The sequence below is a fragment of the Streptomyces sp. NBC_00306 genome (assembly GCF_036169555.1).
In the GTDB taxonomy this organism is placed as follows: Bacteria; Actinomycetota; Actinomycetes; order Streptomycetales; family Streptomycetaceae; genus Streptomyces; species Streptomyces achmelvichensis.
In genome coordinates this window covers 934,708-952,269 of the sequence record NZ_CP108032.1, presented here as the reverse complement: position 1 = coordinate 952,269, position 17,562 = coordinate 934,708, and the positions used below count along the sequence as shown (strand labels likewise).

15 protein-coding genes are annotated in these 17,562 nt (G+C 72.4%); 5 read left to right on the top strand and 10 right to left on the bottom strand.

Annotation, left to right across the window (positions count from 1 at the left end):
* Positions 1-129 precede the first annotated feature (129 nt).
* Positions 130-645, bottom strand: a complete 516-nt coding sequence (locus OHA05_RS04150) for an ATP-binding protein (RefSeq protein ID WP_313947775.1) — start codon at positions 643-645, stop codon at positions 130-132.
* A gap of 182 nt (positions 646-827) precedes the next feature.
* A complete protein-coding gene (locus OHA05_RS04145; protein ID WP_313947776.1) occupies positions 828-1,151 on the bottom strand; it encodes a hypothetical protein in 324 nt (107 codons plus the stop codon).
* Between the two features lie 199 nt (positions 1,152-1,350).
* On the opposite strand from OHA05_RS04145, the gene OHA05_RS04140 reads away from it, so the two are divergent.
* The gene (locus OHA05_RS04140) at positions 1,351-2,484 is read left to right on the top strand and encodes a PLP-dependent cysteine synthase family protein (RefSeq protein WP_313947777.1); all 1,134 of its coding nucleotides are present in this window, start codon (positions 1,351-1,353) and stop codon (positions 2,482-2,484) included.
* Between the two features lie 19 nt (positions 2,485-2,503).
* Here the strand turns inward: OHA05_RS04140 and OHA05_RS04135 are convergent, their stop codons facing one another.
* The 4 genes from OHA05_RS04135 to OHA05_RS04120 all read right to left on the bottom strand — a co-directional run bounded on the left by OHA05_RS04135 (position 2,504) and on the right by OHA05_RS04120 (position 6,861).
* Entirely contained in the window at positions 2,504-2,986 is a 483-nt protein-coding gene (locus OHA05_RS04135; protein ID WP_328859857.1) for an SRPBCC family protein, read from the bottom strand.
* A gap of 83 nt (positions 2,987-3,069) precedes the next feature.
* Positions 3,070-5,049 carry a hypothetical protein gene (locus OHA05_RS04130; RefSeq protein WP_328859856.1) on the bottom strand — a complete coding sequence of 660 codons (1,980 nt, stop codon included), beginning with the start codon at positions 5,047-5,049 and terminating at the stop codon, positions 3,070-3,072.
* Positions 5,050-5,560: 511 nt separating this feature from the next.
* Positions 5,561-6,004 carry an SRPBCC family protein gene (locus tag OHA05_RS04125; protein WP_328859855.1) on the bottom strand — a complete coding sequence of 148 codons (444 nt, stop codon included), beginning with the start codon at positions 6,002-6,004 and terminating at the stop codon, positions 5,561-5,563.
* 5 nt (positions 6,005-6,009) lie between these two features.
* Positions 6,010-6,861 carry a DeoR/GlpR family DNA-binding transcription regulator gene (locus OHA05_RS04120; RefSeq protein ID WP_313947781.1) on the bottom strand — a complete coding sequence of 284 codons (852 nt, stop codon included), beginning with the start codon at positions 6,859-6,861 and terminating at the stop codon, positions 6,010-6,012.
* A gap of 197 nt (positions 6,862-7,058) precedes the next feature.
* Here OHA05_RS04120 and OHA05_RS04115 point away from each other — a divergent pair, with 197 nt between their 5' ends.
* Positions 7,059-9,422, top strand: a complete 2,364-nt coding sequence (locus OHA05_RS04115) for a hypothetical protein (protein ID WP_328859854.1) — start codon at positions 7,059-7,061, stop codon at positions 9,420-9,422.
* On the opposite strand, the gene OHA05_RS04110 is transcribed toward OHA05_RS04115, so the two are convergent.
* From OHA05_RS04110 to OHA05_RS04100, 3 genes are all read right to left on the bottom strand, one after another.
* On the bottom strand, positions 9,392-11,794 hold the full coding sequence (locus OHA05_RS04110) for a right-handed parallel beta-helix repeat-containing protein (protein ID WP_328859853.1): 2,403 nt from the start codon (positions 11,792-11,794) through the stop codon (positions 9,392-9,394). The two genes, OHA05_RS04115 and OHA05_RS04110, sit on opposite strands and share 31 nt — an antisense overlap.
* 129 nt (positions 11,795-11,923) lie before the next feature.
* Entirely contained in the window at positions 11,924-12,529 is a 606-nt protein-coding gene (locus OHA05_RS04105) for an Rv1733c family protein (RefSeq protein WP_328859852.1), read from the bottom strand.
* A 296-nt stretch (positions 12,530-12,825) separates the two neighbouring features.
* On the bottom strand, positions 12,826-13,269 hold the full coding sequence (locus OHA05_RS04100) for a DUF6643 family protein (protein ID WP_313947786.1): 444 nt from the start codon (positions 13,267-13,269) through the stop codon (positions 12,826-12,828).
* 253 nt (positions 13,270-13,522) lie between these two features.
* Between OHA05_RS04100 and OHA05_RS04095 the strand changes: the two genes are divergently transcribed.
* A complete protein-coding gene (locus OHA05_RS04095) occupies positions 13,523-14,803 on the top strand; it encodes a TerD family protein (protein WP_328859851.1) in 1,281 nt (426 codons plus the stop codon).
* A gap of 22 nt (positions 14,804-14,825) precedes the next feature.
* Here the strand turns inward: OHA05_RS04095 and OHA05_RS04090 are convergent, their stop codons facing one another.
* Positions 14,826-15,998: a glycosyltransferase gene (locus tag OHA05_RS04090; protein WP_328859850.1), complete on the bottom strand. Its 1,173-nt coding sequence runs from the start codon at positions 15,996-15,998 to the stop codon at positions 14,826-14,828.
* Here OHA05_RS04090 and OHA05_RS04085 point away from each other — a divergent pair.
* Together OHA05_RS04085 and OHA05_RS04080 are read left to right on the top strand one after the other, a co-directional pair.
* Positions 15,997-16,830 carry a glutamate racemase gene (locus OHA05_RS04085; protein WP_313947789.1) on the top strand — a complete coding sequence of 278 codons (834 nt, stop codon included), beginning with the start codon at positions 15,997-15,999 and terminating at the stop codon, positions 16,828-16,830. The genes OHA05_RS04090 and OHA05_RS04085 overlap by 2 nt on opposite strands.
* Positions 16,831-16,940: 110 nt before the next feature.
* Entirely contained in the window at positions 16,941-17,498 is a 558-nt protein-coding gene (locus OHA05_RS04080) for a hypothetical protein (RefSeq protein ID WP_328859849.1), read from the top strand.
* Positions 17,499-17,562 lie beyond the last annotated feature (64 nt).

The window sequence follows — 17,562 nt, the reverse complement described above, 5'->3', positions numbered from 1 at the left end:
CTGCGGGCGGACGGCGCTCCTTCTGAATCACGCCCTGGCACCGGACGTCGCCGTCGCCGCGGCCGCTGGTCCCCGGCGGGCTCACACGCCCGCCGGGACCGGGGCTGCCGCGACACCGGCAAGGCCCGGTCAGCTGGACACCGTCGACGGCATCGCGGTGTGCTCGGGCGCGACCGGCGGAGCCGCGGTGAACGGCCCTTCCGTGGTGGCCCCGTGCACGATCGGATGCACGGGCAGCGCAACGGCCGCCGACGGCGCCGAGAGCGTGAACCAGACGGCCTTGCCCAGGTCGCCCCGGGGATGCACACCCCAGCAGTCGCTCACGGCGGCTATCAGTCCGAGACCGCGCCCCGACGTGTCGAGAGCATCGCTGTCCCGCACGGTCGGCAGCCGCGGGTCGTTGTCCTGTACGGACACCGTGAGGCGGTCGAGCAGCAGCTCGATGTCCACGGTGCACATCTTGTCCGGCTCGGCATGCCGGTGGACGTTGGTCAGCAGTTCAGTGACGCCGAGCGCCGCCTGGTCGATCAGAGGATCGAGATGCCAGTAGCGCAGTTGCGCCGAAATGATTCTGCGGACCTGTCCGATCCGCGACGGCAGGGCTTGGAGCTCCACCGTGCAGTGCCTGCTTGGCTGGCTGATCACGGCTGCGACTCCCCGAATGAGGTCCGGAAGAGAACGGAGGATCGGATCCAGCAGTTGGCTGGCTGCTGATTTGTCCGGCGGGCTGGATCACAGCGTTACCGCCGGTGCACCCTGAGTGATGTGAGACCAGCGTGAACCAATGACGACGGTCCCGCAACCTGGCAGCACCCGGGTGGGGAATCTCAGTCCCTGCGGCCGCCCGCGCCGCGCACCGCGTCCAGGAAACGCCCGGCCAGTGCCCGGGCTTCGGGCCGGTGATTGCGCTGACCCATGGTCAGCCGGTACCGCTTGCCGTTCACCGTGACCGCCGTGCTCGCCTCGTCGGCGAACCAGGGCCGGCCCGCGCTGACCGCGCGGACGGGGGCGCTGTCGATCACCCGGCCGTAACTCGTCAGCAAGGCCACCTTGCCGTCCTTGATCAATACCTGTCCGGCCTTGGTGAGCGAGCGCGGCCATCGTTCGATCCGTACGCCCGTGGCCCGGAACTCGGGCTCCGCCATCGCCATCGGCCCACCGCCCCCTTCGTCAGGTCATCTCCTGGCAGTCTGCACAACTCCGGCCGCGTGCACCAGTACGTGTCCGCAGGTAGCGCACGTCCCGGCCCACAAGCGACTCCTATGGATGCCCAAAGTCAACGTTTGTGCAGGTGAGGGGCTTACTGTGGCAGGAGGGATGCAGTACTGGCCAAGGCGAGGGGCGACGCTCATGAGCACGGACGAGAAGCGTGTGACGGACGGGGCGACGGCGACCGCCGACGTCGACCGAAGCGACCCGCAGTACCGGGCCTGGCTGAAGGAGGCGGTCCGCAAGGTCCAGGCGGACGCCAACCGTTCGGCGGACACGCATCTGCTCAGATTCCCGTTGCCCGAGGAGTGGGGCATCGACCTCTACCTCAAGGACGAGTCCACCCACCCCACCGGCAGCCTCAAGCACCGGCTGGCCCGTTCCCTCTTCCTCTACGGCCTCTGCAATGGCTGGATCCGGCCTGGCAAACCCGTCATCGAGGCGTCCAGCGGCTCCACGGCCGTCTCCGAGGCGTACTTCGCCAAGCTGATCGGCGTCCCCTTCGTCGCGGTGATGCCGCGCACCACCAGTACCGAAAAGATCCGGCTGATCGAGTTCCACGGCGGCCGGTGCCACTTCGTGGACGACTCCCGCAGGATGTACGAGGAGTCGGCGGCACTCGCCGAGCGGACCGGCGGCCACTACATGGACCAGTTCACCTACGCCGAGCGGGCCACCGACTGGCGCGGCAACAACAACATCGCCGAGTCGATCTACCAGCAACTGCGGCTGGAGCGGTACCCCTGCCCCACGTGGATCGTCGCCACGGCCGGCACGGGCGGCACCTCCGCGACCGTGGCCCGCTATGTGCACTACATGCAGTACGACACCCGCATCTGTGTGCCCGACCCGGAGAACTCCTGTTTCTTCGAGGGGTGGACCCAGAGCGACCCGCAGGCCAGCACCGACTGCGGCTCCCGTATCGAAGGCATCGGCCGGCCGCGCATGGAGCCGAGCTTCGTGCCCGGAGCCATCGACCGGATGATGAAGGTGCCCGACGCGGCCAGCGTCGCGGCCGTACGGGCACTGGACGCGGCCATCGGGCGCAAGGCGGGCGGCTCCACCGGCACCGGTCTGTGGAGCGCGCTGAGGATCATCGCGGAGATGGTGGCGGACGGGCAGCGGGGGAGTGTCGTCACCCTGCTCTGCGACCCGGGTGACCGCTATCTGGACAAGTACTACTCCGACGCGTGGCTGGCCGGACAGGGTCTGGACATCGCTCCGTACACCGCGACCCTGGAGCGCTTCCTGTCGACGGGCGTCTGGCCCGACTGACGCGGCCCCGGGCGGGCGGTCAGGATGTGGCGGACCGGGCGAGCCTGCGGTCCAGCCGGCGTATCGCACGCCGGAAGGACGTGCCGAGGCCCGCTCGGCTCAGCCGCAGCAAAGCGCGCACCGGCGCCGGACCGTCCACGGCGAAGGTCCACCGCACGCGGCTGCCCTGTGCCGTCGGAGTGATCACCCATTCTTCCAACAGGGCCCGCAGACCGGGTGCGTTGGTCGAATCCACCCGGTACGCGTAACGCTCATGGGGGTCCGTCGCCATGACCGTCTCGCTGAAGAAGACGCCGCCCTTGAGCTTCACGTCCCGGCCCGCGCCGTCGCGGGTGGGGACGGCCGAGGACACCGCGTCGAACCAGGCCGGCCAGTCCGTCACGTCCTCGGCGAGCGCACGGTACACCGCCTCCGGGGAGGCGGAGACGTCGCCGGTGAAGACCAGACGTACGGGGGCGGACTCGGCGAAGTCGAGTTCCACGGGGTGGAGTCGGCGGGGCATGGACCGTACCTCCGGTGCAGGGAGCGGGGCCCACACCGTAACTGACAACTTGTCAATTGTCCGCCCCCGCAGAGCGGTCGGCGTCAGCCCCCGAGCGCGGAGAGGCCCTCCCCGCCCCGCATCCGGCCCGACAGCGTCACCCGAGCGTCCCGGGGCGCGGGCACGGCCATCGTCGGACCCGCGGCTCCGGCCGTCACTGCTCCGGACGCGGAGATCCGCGTGACCGCCCGACTGCCGGCCGCCAGCAGGAACCATCTGCCCGACGGCGACCGCCAGTGCGTGCCCGCCAGCACATGCTGCCCGAACCTGCTGCAGGCCGCCGAGTCCTTCGCCTCGGCCACCACGACCCCCGGCGCGGTCGCCGACCCGGCCGGTGGCTGGAACTGCACCAGCACCCTGCCGCGCCCGCGCCAGGTGTCGGCGCGGGTGCACACCCAGGCCGCCCGTCCGCCCTTGTCGGGCAACTCCTGCTCTGCGTACGTCCAGTTGTTGACGGCCCGCACGCCGGACCCGCGCAGCGTGGCGAGCAGACAGGCGCCACGCGCCCAGCCGGTCAGCGCGGGACCACCGGTCGCCTCGCGCGGCTGCCGCGCCGGAGCGCCGGACGACGGCGGCGGGGTGTGGGTGAGATGGACCGGAGCGAGATCCCCGAGGTCGGTCACCAGGAACGCGTGGTTCTCCACGATCCGCTCCGACGACCGCAGTTGCAGCACGGGCCACGAGGAACACGAGCCGCCGGGCGCCGGGCTCGGCACCATCGCGGTGACCCCGTCGGCGGAGACGCCGAGATCCCGTGCGGGGCTGTCGGGCGCCAGCAGATCACGCGTGGTGGTCTGCGCGATCCACGGCGCCAGCAGATAGCGGGCACCGGACGCGGTACGGCTCACGACCAAGGCCGCGGCGGTCGTCACATCGGCGTTGTCCGTACGGGCGAAGTCGAGCGCCGCGGGGCCGTCGCCGGACTCCGGCTCGGCATAGCGCACGACCCGCTCGCCCTCGTGGAGCAGCACCACGGCCGCTCCGTCCCAGTCGCCCGCGAACAGCAGCCGGGGCGGTTTCGCCGGAGGGACCTTGGCCGTGTCCGCGGTGGCCGAGACCTTCAGCTCCGTGTCCGGCCGGGCCCACGCGCGCAGTGCCCGTTCCAGCAGCGCCGTGTCGTTCACCCGATCCCCGCGGGCCGGCCAGACCGAGAAGTCGATCCGGGAGGTGTCGGCCCACTCGTCGCGCGGGGCGTGTTCGAGCAACTCCGGGTCAAGCGCCCGGGCCAGGGCCACCTCCCCCGCGTCCATGGCCGTCACCGGGCCGGCCTCGCGGTTCGCCTCGTCGGACACCGCCACCACCGCGGCGGCGATCACGACGAACGCCGCGCCGGCGGCGATCGAACGGGCACGCTGCCGGCGGCGGAGCAGATCCGTGGGGCGCGTCTGGACGGCGCAGGGATCGAACTCCGCGCTGCGCAGGAGCGATTCGGTACGGCCGTTGCCGGCACGCCGCAGCCGTGCTGCGGACCACAGCGCCTCCTCCGGATCGGCCGCCCCCGCCTCCTTCAGCAGTGCCAGGACCTCCTGCTCGGACAGGCCCTCCAGCACGGTCAGCGCGAACGCCGCGCGCGCGGGTGCGGCCAGCGCCGACAGCGCCTGGTCGAGGGCGAGTTCCTCGGCCCCGCCGGCGCTCGGAAACAGGCGCAGACCCACCACGAGGGGCAGTCCGGGCCACCGCAGCGTGGAACCCGCGGCGCGGGCGGGCCACCAGCGCGGCCGCCGCTCGTGGCGCAGGGCGGCCCGCAGCACCCGGGTACGCACCCAGAGATAGGTGGACGCCTCCGTGCCGCGCTGAGCGGGGAGCCGCGGCGTGCGCTGCGAGCGGTGTGCCCGGGGGAGTGCCCGCTGGACCGTGGAGTGCGCGGCGAGAACCCGCCGGTGGCGGCCCAGCGACGCGGGCAGTGTCAGATAGGCGAGACGGACGAGCCGGGGATAGTGCTCGACGAGGGTTGCTTCCGCCTCGTCGATCCCGGGAAGCCCGGCAGCTACGGCGCCTGCGGGCGGCTGTTGGCGTGTCGGCATCGGTGCTGGGCCTTCCGGATGTGCGGTGCGCTCTCATTCGCCACGTCAAACGACAAAATCGTGCGACGGTCACACAGGCGGCGTGTCGCGAGGGCACGCACGGGCCCGTTCGGGACTCCCGGTGGGGGTGCGCTCGGGATGCGCTCGCCCGGGCGCGTTCGAGGCGGCCGGCTCGGTGTGGTGGAGACGCCGCCCCGGTCCCGGCGCGGCAATCGCTCAGTGGCCTCGACCCGCAACTGCCCGTCCGGCGCTCGTTCCTTCGGGGCCGGTCCCGCTCAGTTGCCGCGACCCGCAACTGCCCGTCCGGTGCCTGCTCCTGCGGGCCGGGCCTCGCTCAGTGCCCGTGCCTCCGCAACAGTCCGTCCAGCGCGCTCGTTCCTACGAGCCCGGTCCCGCGCAGTGGCCGCGACTGCTGCCCGTCAGGTGCCCGCTCCTGCGGGCCCGGCTCCGCTCAGTGCCCGTGCCCTCGCAACTGCCCGTCCGGCGCCCGCTCCCGCGGGCCCGGCTCCGCTCAGCGCCCGCGTCCCCGCAACAGTCCGTCCAGCGCCCGGCCGAACACCACCCGCCCCACCCGGACGACCAGCGGATCCAGGACCCGCGGCAGCAGCCGGATCCGCAGCTCCTCGGTCCACACCACCACCGCACCCGCGCCCTGCGGTTCCACCTCGATCTCCGCCCAACCGGTGATCACCCGGCCCCGCTTCTCCAGCCGGCAGCGGGCCGTACCACCTCCATCCGGCGGGACCCAGCGCACGACCTCCATCGGATCGTCGAAGCCGACCCGTCCCACCCCTGAGCGCACGACGAACAGCGTGCCCTCGCCGGTGGGCACCCCGGAGACCGAGGACAGCCGGGTGAGCGGCACCTGCGCCGCATGGGAGCGCCAGTCGGTGACCCGGCTCCACGCCTCGTCCGCGGTCAGTGTCACCGCTCGCGTCAGCCGGAACGCCGTCACCGGGGTCAGCCCTCCTGTCCGTCCTGCCCGGAACTCTCCGGACCGCCCGCCACCACCAGACCCGGCAGATGCTCCGCGATCTCCTCGCGCGCCTCCGCGGACAGCCCGGCGTCCGTGACCAGCGTGTCGATCTCCGCAAGGGCGGCGAACGAACTCAGGCCCACCGTCCCCCACTTGGTGTGGTCGGCGACCACCACCACCCGCCGCGCGGCCTGTACGAAGCGGCGGTTCGTCTCCGCCTCCGCCAGGTTCGGCGTGGACAGCCCCGCTTCCACCGAGATCCCGTGCACCCCGAGGAACAGCACATCGAAGTGGAGCGAGCGGATCGCCTGGTCGGCGACCGGACCCACCAGCGAGTCCGACGGCGTACGCACACCACCGGTGAGGACCACCGTCGCGCCGCCCGGCCGCGGACCGGCGGTCGCTCCCGCGCGCTGCGCGGCGTGGAACACGTCCGCCACCCGCACCGAGTTGGTCACCACCGTCAGATCCGGCACATCCAGCAGATGATGGGCGAGCGCGTACGTGGTGGTCCCGCCGGACAGGGCGATCGCACTGCCGGGCACCGCCATCTGCGCCGCAGCCCGCGCGATGTCCTCCTTGGCGCTCAGCTCCAGCGCCGACTTGGCCTCGAACCCCGGCTCGTGGGTGCTCGCCTCGACCACCGGCACAGCACCGCCGTGGACCTTCTCCACGACTCCCTGGCGGGCCAGCGCATCCAGGTCCCGGCGCACGGTCATGTCGGAGACATTGAGCTTGCGGGTGAGTTCGTTGACCCGAACCCCGCCGCGCCTGCGTACCTCGTCGAGGATCAGAGCACGCCGCTGCTCCGCGAGCAGGTTCTGGTTGTCCGTCACTGCCGGGGCCGGTCCTTTCACGTCGTCGTGAGCGTCCGAGGTCAAGGTTTCTCATCCTCGCACGGCCCGCACGCCCCGGGCTCGCGGAGATTCGGTGAGAGCGGTGCGGTGAACAGCTGAGATCCCGGATTCTGGGGCATGAACACTGCGCGGTCGCGCACGGATCGATCCTCCCACCGAGAGAGCGAGTCACAGAAGTGTCCCCTGCCACTCCGGTACCGCAGCACGGAGGGCCCGCGCTCGAACTGCTGGTCCACGGCGTCGGCGGTGCGACCCCGCAGGACATGCTCGGCGACCCCCGCACGGTGCGGGTCTCCGGCGACGAGAAGGCCGCCGTCTTCCGCCGTACCGAGGACGAGGAGGCGGAACACCGGCCCGAGCTGTACGCCGACCGGCCCATCCCCGAGGCGTACTGCTGGTCCAACCTCACCTCGGGCAACAGCGCGCGGGCCCTGTGGCTCCTCCTGCTGCCGTTCATGGTCGTCAACCTCGCGCACTGGATGCGGCCGCGCGCCCGGGGCCGCCGGCGGACGACCCGGACCTACGGGGTCCTGGTGCGGCTCCTCGCCCTCAGCCTCACCGTGCTGCTCACCGCCGCCGCCTGCGAGGTGGCACTCGACCTCGTCGCCTGGCAGTGCGCGGGCTCGGCCGCCTGCGCAGCCGACCGGTCGTGGCTCGGATTCATCTCGAGCGCCCAGGGCGGCTGGTGGTCGCAGCCCGGCCGCCGGCTCGCGCTCGCCTCCCTGCTCCCGGCCGCGCTGGTGGGCCTGCTCTGGTATCTGTCCAACCGCACCTGGAGCGCGTACGAGTCGCAGCGGCCGCCGAGCGGCCAGGACGTGCCGGAGGGCGAGGCCGGGCCGAAGGACGACGAGGGACACACCAAAGGCCCGGCCCTGCGTCCCGCGCTCGGCAGGCCCGGCTTCTGGTACGGCCGACGGCTCGTCGCCCGGCTGCGTGCCGCGCACACCGCGGCCGGTTTCCTCACCGTCTCCGCCGCCGTCGCCGGAGCCGCCGCCCGGCACGACCGGGGAGCCGGCAGCACCCCGCTCGCGGTCTGCGGATGGCTGATCGAGGCCGCACTCGCCGTCGGGCTCCTGGCCGTGCTGCGGGTCGTCTTCCGCCGGGGCCGCAGCGAGCGCCGGATGGACGCCCGGCTGGACCGCGTCACCGTCAGCGTGCTGCCCGGCGCCGCACTCGCCCTGTTCGCGCTATCCCTGCTGTACGCCTGCTGGTCCCGGCCCGGGTGGAGGTCGAGCGGCACCCTCCCCGGCGATGTCACCTTCGGGGTCATCACCGTCGCCCAGGGCGCACTGGTCGTCGCCCTCGCCGTCGCGGCCCGGGCGCTCCACCGGCACGCGCGCGACGCCCGGACCGTCCTGCACGGTCTCGGCGGCCCCGCCGTCGCGATGCTCGCCTGCGCGCTCGGCGGGGTGATGACCGGAGGCGTCGCCCAGCGGGTCGCCGACTGGCTGGACGGCCCGGGCACCCCCGGCATGGACGGCGAGGGCACCATCCCCGGACCGCCCGTGCTGCTCAGCTGGCAGGCGTCCGTCATCCCCGTGCTGCTGGTGCTCCTCCTCGTCCCGGCGGCCGTCCTCGGCGTCCGGACCTGGCTGACCGGCCGCCGCATCGCCGAGGGCGTCGAGTCGGAGTACGACGCGGAGCGCCCCGACGCCGTACGGACGCGGCGGATCGCCGGCACCCGGGCCCGGGCGGGCCTGACCGACGACGCCCCCTGGCTCGTCGGCATCGTCTCCGGCGCCACCCTGCTGCTCGGTGCCGGGGCCGTCGCCGGAGCGTGGGCCGGGGGAGCCGTGCCGGGAGAGGCGTTCGCCGGCAGCGGCGGGTTCGTCGAGTCCGTCGCCGACACCGCGCAGTCCCTGGGCTCCTGGCTGATCGGCTTCGGTTTCATACTGTTCGTGACCTGGGGCCGCCGTGCCTACCGCGACGCCTCCGCCCGGCGCACCATCGGCATCCTGTGGGACGTCGGCACCTTCTGGCCGCGCGCCGCACACCCCTTCGCGCCACCGTGCTACGCGGAGCGAGCCGTTCCCGACCTCACCTGGCGCATGTGCACCTGGACCGAACGGACCGGCGGACGGCTCGTCATCTCCGGCCACTCCCAGGGCAGTGTGCTGGCGGCCTCGGCCGTCTGGCAGCTTCCGCCGGAGACCCGCCGCCGGGTCGCCCTGCTGACGTACGGATCCCCGCTGGAGAGGCTCTACGGCCGCTGGTTCCCCGCCTACTTCGGACCCGCGGCGCTGCGCGAGCTGCGCGGCGAACTGGACTGCTGGCGCAACCTCTGGCGGGTCACCGACCCGATCGGCGGGCCCGTCCGGGTGCCGGCCGAGGGCGACCACCCCGATGTCGACCGGGCGGCGCTCAAGGACCCGCTGATATACGGCCGTTCACGCCGGCACCCGTTGCCCGAACCGATTCTGGGCCACTCCGACTACCAGGCCGATCCGGCCTTCCGTACCGAGCGCCAGGAACTGCTCGACCGGATCGGCGCGGCCGTCCCCCGCCAGGCTCAGGGCAGTTCGGGCAGGTCGTCCGGGTAGAGCAGGGTCAGGTCGTCGGTGTTCATCTCGGTGAGCTCGGCGACCCGGCCCGCGTGCCGCTCCACCATCGACTCGAACGTCTGCCGCGCGGTACGGCCGTTGCCGAACGCGGGCCCCTTGGGCAGCGCCGTGAAGTACTTCAGCAGCGCGTCGTCCGTGCCCTCCGCGAGCCGGTACTCATGGTCCTCGGCCTGCTGCTCCACGATCCGCAGGAGCTCGTCGGCCTCGTAGTCCTGGAAGGTGATGGTCCGTGAGAACCGGGACGCCACACCGGGGTTGACCGACAAGAAGCGTTCCATCTCCGCGGTGTAGCCCGCGACGATGACCACCACCGCCTCCCGGTGGTCCTCCATCAGCTTCACCAGGGTGTCGATGGCCTCCTTGCCGAAGTCACGCCCCGAGTCCTCGGGGGACAGGGCGTAGGCCTCGTCGATGAACAGCACCCCGCCGCGCGCCCGGTCGAATGCCTCCTGCGTACGGATCGCCGTGGAGCCGATGTGCTCACCGACCAGGTCCACCCGGGACACCTCGACGAGATGACCGCGTTCCAGTACACCCAGCGAGGCCAGGATCTCCCCGTACAGCCGCGCCACGGTCGTCTTGCCGGTGCCGGGGGAGCCGGTGAACACCAGATGCCGGCGCACCGAGGCGGCCTTCAGCCCCGCCTCCTGGCGGCGCCTGCCCACCTCGATCATGTTGGTGAGCGTGCGGACCTCGCGCTTGACGCTGTCCAGGCCGACCAGCCCGTCCAGTTCGCCGAGCACGGCACCCGAGGTGCGCACCGGCTCGGCCGGCGGCGCGGGCTCCGTCGGCTGGGCGGGCTGTGCGGGGACCGCCCCGAGCAGACCGGCCGTCTGGGTCGCCGTCACCACGGTGGGAGTCGGCTCCGTCTGCGGCCGCACCGCGCTCTCGTCGCTCGTGCAGTCCTCGACGACCGGACCGTCCGGCTCCGCGAACTCGTAGCCTCCGCGGGCACACCGCTCCGTGCGGCAGCGGTTCAGCGCCGTGCGGCAGCCGTCCATCACATGGAAGCCGTACCCTCCGCTGCCTGTCACCCGGCAGCCGCGGAAAGTGCCCCGGCCCTCCGCCGAGACATAGAACCCCGCCTCGGCGGGAGAGGTGACCGTGCACCGCTCGATCAGCGGATCGGCGCCCTTGGTGACGATCACCCCGGTCTGCGCGGCGTCGATGGTGCAGCCGCTGAGCGTGCCCCCGCTGCCGTGGTCGCGGAACCACGCCCCGGTCGACACCTCGCGGATCCGGCAGTCGTCGAGCTGCGCGCTCGCCCCGTCGCTCACCGACACCGCGGTGTTCCGCACCTGTGTGAGATCGCTGTCGACGACGTCCACCCGCGAACCGCGGTCCAGGACGAACAGAGCGTCCGGCACGTCGTGGACGCGGCACGATTCGAGGACGGCCGTGGCCCCGTCGCTGACCCACACGGCCGGATAGTCGCCCGTACTGTCGTGTATCTCGCACTGGTTGGCGTCCACCCGGGTGCCCGGGTCCCAGACCGACAACCCGTTGCGCCCGAAGCGGCGCACCGTGGAACGGGTCAGGGTCAGCACCGAGCGGGACCGCAGATCGACCGCGTTCTCCGGGATGTCGTGGATGTCGCAGTCGGAGAGCGTGAGCACGGCGTCGGTGTCCAGCGTGATCCCGTCGGCCGAGGTGCGGTGCACGCTGGAGTCCGTGAGATGGGCCGTGGCGCGTGAGGCGACCTGCACACCGCTGCCCTTGATCTCGTAGATCTCGCAGCCGAGTGCCTCCAGACCGGTGCCCTCGCCGGTGACGCTCAGGCCCGCGCCCGAGGCGTGATGGATGCGGCAGCGCTCCAGGCGCGGATGCGCGCCGCCACGGACGGAGACGCCCGACTGCCCGGCCGCCACCACCTCGCACTCCTCGAACACCCCGCCCGCGCCCTCCAGTACGGCGATACCGATACCGGCCGGATTGTCCACCGTGCACCGGCGGACCGTGGGACGGGCCGCGCCGCGCACCTCCAGGCCCGCCGCCGAGCGTGTGACGATCCGCAGATCGATCAGCTCGGGTGTGCCGTCCTCCACCAGCAGCGCGGGCGCAGCCGAATCCTGCCCCTCGACGTGCAGATCCTGGACGGTCGCCGAGGCGCGCACGGTCAGCGGCACTCCGTCGGCGGGCGCGATGCGCACCGAGCCGACCGCTCCTTCGGCACCGCGCAGGGTGACCGCCCGCTGGAGCACGAGATTCTCGCGGTACGTCCCCGGGGCCACGGTGAGGATGTCGCCGTCCCCCGCGGCCTCCAGGGCCGCGGCGAGAGAGGCGTACTCACCCGTGCGGCGCCGCCACCGTGATGTGCCGGTGTGCGTCACCTGGACCGTGCCCTGTGCCATGGTGCTGCTCTGCCCCCACCTCGTGACATTGCTCCGCCGCGCCCTGAAGAGGGGGGCGCCCCCCGGACCTCGCGAGGGGGTCGCACCACCGTAGCGCGCGGGACGGGCCGGAGTTGACGAGTCGGGAGGTCAGCTGCCCGCTCCGGCGCGGCCCCAGTCGGGACCGACGACGGCCCAGGCCCGGTCGAGCCGGTCGTACCGGCGCCGCAGGAGCCGCCAGGTGATCAGTCGTCTGACGGATTCGATCACTCCCGCGCAGGCGAACGCCCCGACCACGCCCGCCAGTACGGCGTGCACCTGGGCCGTCTCCGCGTCCAGGGGACGGCCGGCCGGCTGACCCCGCTCGTCGGTCCAGATGGTGAGCGCGTCGCCCGGCCTCGGGTCGGGGAGCACGGTGGATATCCGGCCCGTGTGCTTGGTGCCGTCCGCCGCGGTCCAGCGGGCCACGACCGCCCGGCCCTTGTCGCGGGCGGCGGACTCGGGGTCGTAGGCCGACGCCCTGGCCGGCGGGGCGTCACGGAGCACCGTCGCGGTGACCTGGTGGCGGTTCTCGAGCTGCGTGCGCGCCGACTGCCTCAACGACGCGTCGGCGAGGGACCCCGCGATCCAGCCGGCCACCGGGGCCGCGGTGACGAGAAGGAGGGCGGCGATCAGCGCCACCCATGCCTCGGCGAGGTCGGTCGCCCGGCGCAGGGGATTGCGCCGCCAACGCCAGACTCCCGTGGCTGATCGCATGACCTGCACCCCCTTCCGCGTCCGTGATAGCCACCAACGGCACGGCATACGCACGGGATGCGCGAAGAGAGAGGAACATCACCCCTTCGCCGCGGCGCTCCCGTCGACTGCTCAACGCGCGTGCCACGGCACAGGGTTCCCGCAGAACGGCTCTTCAGTACAGAAGAGCCGAGGACCGGACAGGGTGGTGCATCCACCGACGGTCCCCGGCGAGCCCCTGCGGCGCGATGGCCGCCTCGCCGGGTGTGGACCCCGCCACCGATGTGACCGGGGTGGACGTGAGGACTACGGCGCGATCAGTACCCGCCGCCCTGGTACGGGCGGTTGTACGGGTCGTTGTAGACCGGCTGGGCCTGCACGGGCCTGGCCGCCGCCGGGCGCATCGCCTCGTACCCGCTCGGCACCGGACGCTGCTGCTGGGGCTGCTGCGGTCCCGGGTAGCCGCGCGGCACGGACGGCTGCTGGGGGATGTACGCGGTCGCCTGCTGCAGAGGCATCGGCTGCTGCATCTGCTGCGGATAACCGTAGGACGGAGACGGGGACGGAGCCGCCGGGAGGGCGGGCAGCGCCGAGGGGAGGGCCGGCAGATAGCTGCTCGGACCGTCGTACGCGGAGGGCACTCGGATCGGGGCGATCTGAGGCGTGCCCCGCTCTGCGACGAGGGAGTCGTAGATGGGGGTGTCGGGGAACGACGGAGCGGAGTAGTAACCGCCGCCGTAGGTGGAGCGGGGGGAGGTCATGGCCATAAGTTAAGCCCACGATGTGCTGGTTGGGGAGTCCGATAAGAGGGTTGTTTCGGGAGATGCGAGTGGCCACGGATCCCCAATGCGAGCGAACCCGGGAAAATCGGTCGCGCGGCAGAGCATCGGCCTTGTAAAGGGCAAGCTGAGAGCGGGTTACCCACGGGTCGGCACGGGCGCTGGAGGCCCTGTGAGGATTAGGTTGGCGCCCAGTGAACTTTTCCGGACACTCCGACTCGCGATGGGGGCGAGCATGTCCATGCTTAAAGGAGCCAATACTCCGGTGGCGGCGCAGCAGGTGCGCGTCGAATTGGGTTGGCGTTCAAGTCCTGGCGTACCGGATGTCGACGCCTCGGCGCTGCTTCTTGCCACCGGCTCGGGCAAGGTCCGCTCCGACGCGGACTTCGTCTTCTACAACCAGGCCTCGCACGCCTCGGGGGCGGTACGCCACGAAGGGAAGCAGAACGGGTCCGGCGGTGTGACGGACCTGATGTGGGTGGACCTGGGGCAGGTGGAGGGGGCGATCGAGAAGATCGTGCTGGCGGCCTCCGCGGACGGCGGCAGCTTCGGCCAGGTCCCCGGGCTCTACATCCGGGTGGTGGACGCGTCCAGCGGCGCGGAGATCGCGCGCTACGACAGCGAGGACGCGTCCGTGGAGACGGCCTTCGTGCTCGGTGAGTTCTACCGGCGTCAAGGGGCGTGGAAGTTCCGCGCGGTCGGTCAGGGCTACAGCACCGGACTCGCGGGTCTGGCCACGGACTTCGGCATCTCGGTCGACGAGCCGCAGGCGGCACCGGTCCCGCCGGCTCCCGCCCCACTCACGCCTCCTCCCGCTCCTGTCGCACCCGCGCCCGTCGCGCCGCCCACCCCGCCGGCCGCACCGCAGGCCCCGGCTCCCGTACGGCTGACCAAGGTCACGCTGACGAAGGACGCTCCGTCCGTCTCGCTCACCAAGCAGGGCGGCACATCGGGCGCCATGCGGGTCAACCTCAGCTGGCAGGTGCGCAAGCAGTTCAAGGGGTGGGGAGCCAAGCTCGGCCGTGCCGTCGCCATGCACGGAGACCTCGACCTCGACCTGTGCGCGCTCTACGAACTCACCGACGGGCGCAAGGGAGTCGTACAGGCCCTCGGCAACGCCTTCGGCGCGCTGCACCAGCCTCCGTTCATCCACCTCGACGGCGACGACCGCACCGGCGGCACGTCCGGCGAGAACCTCACCATCAACCTGGACCACAAGGACCAGATCCGCCGCGTCGTCATCTTCGTGACCATCTACGAAGGCGCCCGCAGCTTCGCCGACCTCGACGCGACGGTCACGCTCCAGCCGCAGCACGGAGCACCCATCGACTTCTCGCTCGGTGAGTGCACCGTTCCCTCCACCGTCTGCTCGCTCGCGCTGATCACCAACACGGGCTCGGACCTCGTCGTCCAGCGCGAGGCCCGCTTCCTCGTCCCGGAGCGCGGCGTCAGCCCGCAGCGCACCGTCGACTACACCTACGGGTGGGGCATGAACTGGACGCCCGGCCGGAAGTGACGGGCGCCGGCCGGTTCGGCGGTCAGGACTCCGGTGTGGCACTGGGGCGAGCGTAGGTACGCCCCTTCCACGCCGCACCCCGGCCACGGTAGTGCTGCACCGCCGAATCGACCGTCATCAGCAGATAGAGCAGCGCGGTGAAGGGCAGCGCCGCGGCGAGCAGCGGCGTCTGCCGGTAGTAGCGCAGCATCGGCAGATACGTCGCCGCCATCACCGCCCAGGCCAGACCCCCGGCATAGCAGGCCGCGGGGTCGTGCCGGAGGATCCCGGCGCACAGCGCGACCGGCGGCACGAGGTACACCAGCGTGAGCCCGACGACCGTGCCCGCCAGCAGCAGGGGACTGTGCAGGAGTTGGGCGTACGCGCTGCGCGACACCATCCGCCACAGATCCGCCAGGCGCGGATAGGGCCGCACACTGTCCACCTTCTCGGCGAGCCCCAGCCAGATGCGCCCGCCGGACCGCTGCACCGCGCGCGCCAGGGACACGTCGTCGATCACCGCATGCCGGATCGTGACCGGTACGCCCGCGCGCTCGGCGGCCTCGGTGCGCAGGAGCACACAGCCGCCGGCCGCTGCCGCGGTGCGCGCACCGGGCCGGTTGACCCACCGGAACGGATAGAGCTGGGAGAAGAAGTAGACGAAGGCGGGGACCACGAGGCGTTCCCAGCCGGTCGCGATCCGCAGACGTGCCATCTGGGAGACGAGATCGAGTCCGCCGGTGCGGGCCGCGGCCACCAACTCCCGCAGACTGTCCGGCGCGTGGGCGATGTCGGCGTCGGTGAGCAGCAGATACTCCGGCTCGCGCTCCCTCGCCAGGGCGATGCCGTGCCGCAGGGCCCACAGCTTCCCCGTCCAGCCGGGCTCCGGTTCGCCGGGGGTCACGACGCGCAGCGGCAGCCCGCCGTACCGCTCGGCAAGAGCGAGCGCCACCTCTCCGGTGCCGTCCGTGCTTCCGTCGTCGACCAGAACGATCTCCGCCCGTCCCGGGTAGTCCTGGGCCAGCAGGGAGGGCAGGCTCGCGGGAAGGGACCCCGCCTCGTCGCGCGCGGGCACGACGACGGCGACATCCGGCCAGGCCGCGAGGTCCTCGCGGCGCGGCAACCGCTGGTCCGTGACCCAGAAGAAGCCCTGGCCCAGCAGGAGCCATCCCCAGGCGGCCAGCGATCCGAGGGCGATCCAGGCAACGGCGCTCATGTGCCGCAGTCTGCCCCACCGGACCGGCCCCGCAAGGGTGGTCGACTATGGTGACCGGGTGAAGATCGCGCTCATGGACTCCGGAATCGGCCTCCTCCCGGCGGCCGCCGCGGTGCGCCGGCTGAGGCCGGACGCGGATCTCGTCCTCTCCTCGGACCCCGACAACATGCCATGGGGGCCGCGCACACCGGACGATGTGACCCAACGGGCGCTCACGGTCGCCCGGGCGGCCGTCGCCCATGCACCGGACGCCCTGATCATCGCCTGCAACACCGCGTCCGTGCACGCACTCCCGGCGCTGCGCGCCGAGCTGGAGCCGGCGATCCCCGTCATCGGTACGGTCCCGGCCATCAAGCCCGCGTCGGCGGGCGGGGGACCGGTCGCGATCTGGGCCACGCCGGCCACCACCGGCAGCCCCTACCAGCGCGCGCTCATCCGTGACTTCGCCGACTCCGTCGCGGTCACGGAGGTCCCGTGTCCCGGACTCGCCGACGCGGTGCAGCAGGCCGACGAGGATGCCATCGACCGGGCGGTGGCCGCGGCGGCCGCTCTCACGCCACGCGATGTCCGCGCCGTCGTCCTCGGCTGCACGCACTACGAACTGGTCGCCGAGCGCATCCGCGCAGCCGTGGGACGGCCCGTGACCCTGCACGGCTCGGCCGACGCGGTCGCCGCGCAGGCGCTCCGGCGCCTCGGCGAGCTCCCGGCCCCCGACGCCGCCCCGAGCAGCCGGCTGACGGTGCTGCTCAGCGGCCGCGACGAGGTCCTGCCGGCCCAGGCGGCGCACTACGCGGAGGGCCGGCTGCTGCGGACAGTGAGCTCCGCGCACTGAACGTGAGATCCGCGTACCGACGGTGAGCCCCGCCTGCTGGTGCGGCACGTCGGCGTGATCCTCGTGACGGACCCCATGCTGCGGCGGCAGTTGCTGGGTACTCTCCTTCCATGAAGGACCTCGCCCGAGATTCTTATGCGTCCGCGGAGCCCGTCCCCGCCGTGTGGACCGGCCGAGCGACGAACCGTATGCAGTGGCTGCTCGCCGCGGCGGGTGCCGCCTTTGTCGCACTGGGTGTGGAGCTGGCGGTTGCCTCCCAGTGGACCTCCGGTATCGCCCCTCTGCTGATGTCGGTGATCGGCTGTGTCGCCGCCGGTCTGCTGATCCTGTACGGCACCCTCGCGTTCGTCCATGTGGCGGTGAAGGTGGACAGCGACGCCGTCGAGGTGCGCTGCGGTCACATGGGCCTGCCGCGCCGGCGGATTCCGCTGTCGCACGTCGTCGGCGCGGAAGTCGCCGCCAAGGTCACCCCGAGGCAGTGGGGCGGCTGGGGTTACCGCTGGCGCCCGGAGAAGGGCACCGCGGTCGTCGTACGGCGCGGTGAGGGCATCGTCGTCACTCTGGGCGACGGCAGAGTGTTCACGGTGACGGTCGATGATGCGGAAGCCGCCGTCCTGGCCATTCGCGACGGGCTGCGCAGGGGCACGGGCACGGCGGCCAAGGCCTGACGCTCCGCCCGTCGCTCGGCCGAGGTGCGCGTGATGTGCGGATGTCGTCCCGCGCCGACCGGCC

Coding starts and splice junctions, on each gene's coding strand:
- OHA05_RS04140 (WP_313947777.1), top strand. CDS start 1,351: ATGAGCACGGACGAGAAGCGTGTGACGGACGGGGCGACGGCGACCGCC.
- OHA05_RS04090 (WP_328859850.1), bottom strand. CDS start 15,998: ATGAGCGCCGTTGCCTGGATCGCCCTCGGATCGCTGGCCGCCTGGGGA.
- OHA05_RS04135 (WP_328859857.1), bottom strand. CDS start 2,986: ATGCCCCGCCGACTCCACCCCGTGGAACTCGACTTCGCCGAGTCCGCC.
- OHA05_RS04130 (WP_328859856.1), bottom strand. CDS start 5,049: ATGCCGACACGCCAACAGCCGCCCGCAGGCGCCGTAGCTGCCGGGCTT.
- OHA05_RS04105 (WP_328859852.1), bottom strand. CDS start 12,529: ATGCGATCAGCCACGGGAGTCTGGCGTTGGCGGCGCAATCCCCTGCGC.
- OHA05_RS04145 (WP_313947776.1), bottom strand. CDS start 1,151: ATGGCGATGGCGGAGCCCGAGTTCCGGGCCACGGGCGTACGGATCGAA.
- OHA05_RS04110 (WP_328859853.1), bottom strand. CDS start 11,794: ATGGCACAGGGCACGGTCCAGGTGACGCACACCGGCACATCACGGTGG.
- OHA05_RS04085 (WP_313947789.1), top strand. CDS start 15,997: ATGTGCCGCAGTCTGCCCCACCGGACCGGCCCCGCAAGGGTGGTCGAC.
- OHA05_RS04095 (WP_328859851.1), top strand. CDS start 13,523: ATGTCCATGCTTAAAGGAGCCAATACTCCGGTGGCGGCGCAGCAGGTG.
- OHA05_RS04100 (WP_313947786.1), bottom strand. CDS start 13,269: ATGACCTCCCCCCGCTCCACCTACGGCGGCGGTTACTACTCCGCTCCG.
- OHA05_RS04080 (WP_328859849.1), top strand. CDS start 16,941: ATGAAGGACCTCGCCCGAGATTCTTATGCGTCCGCGGAGCCCGTCCCC.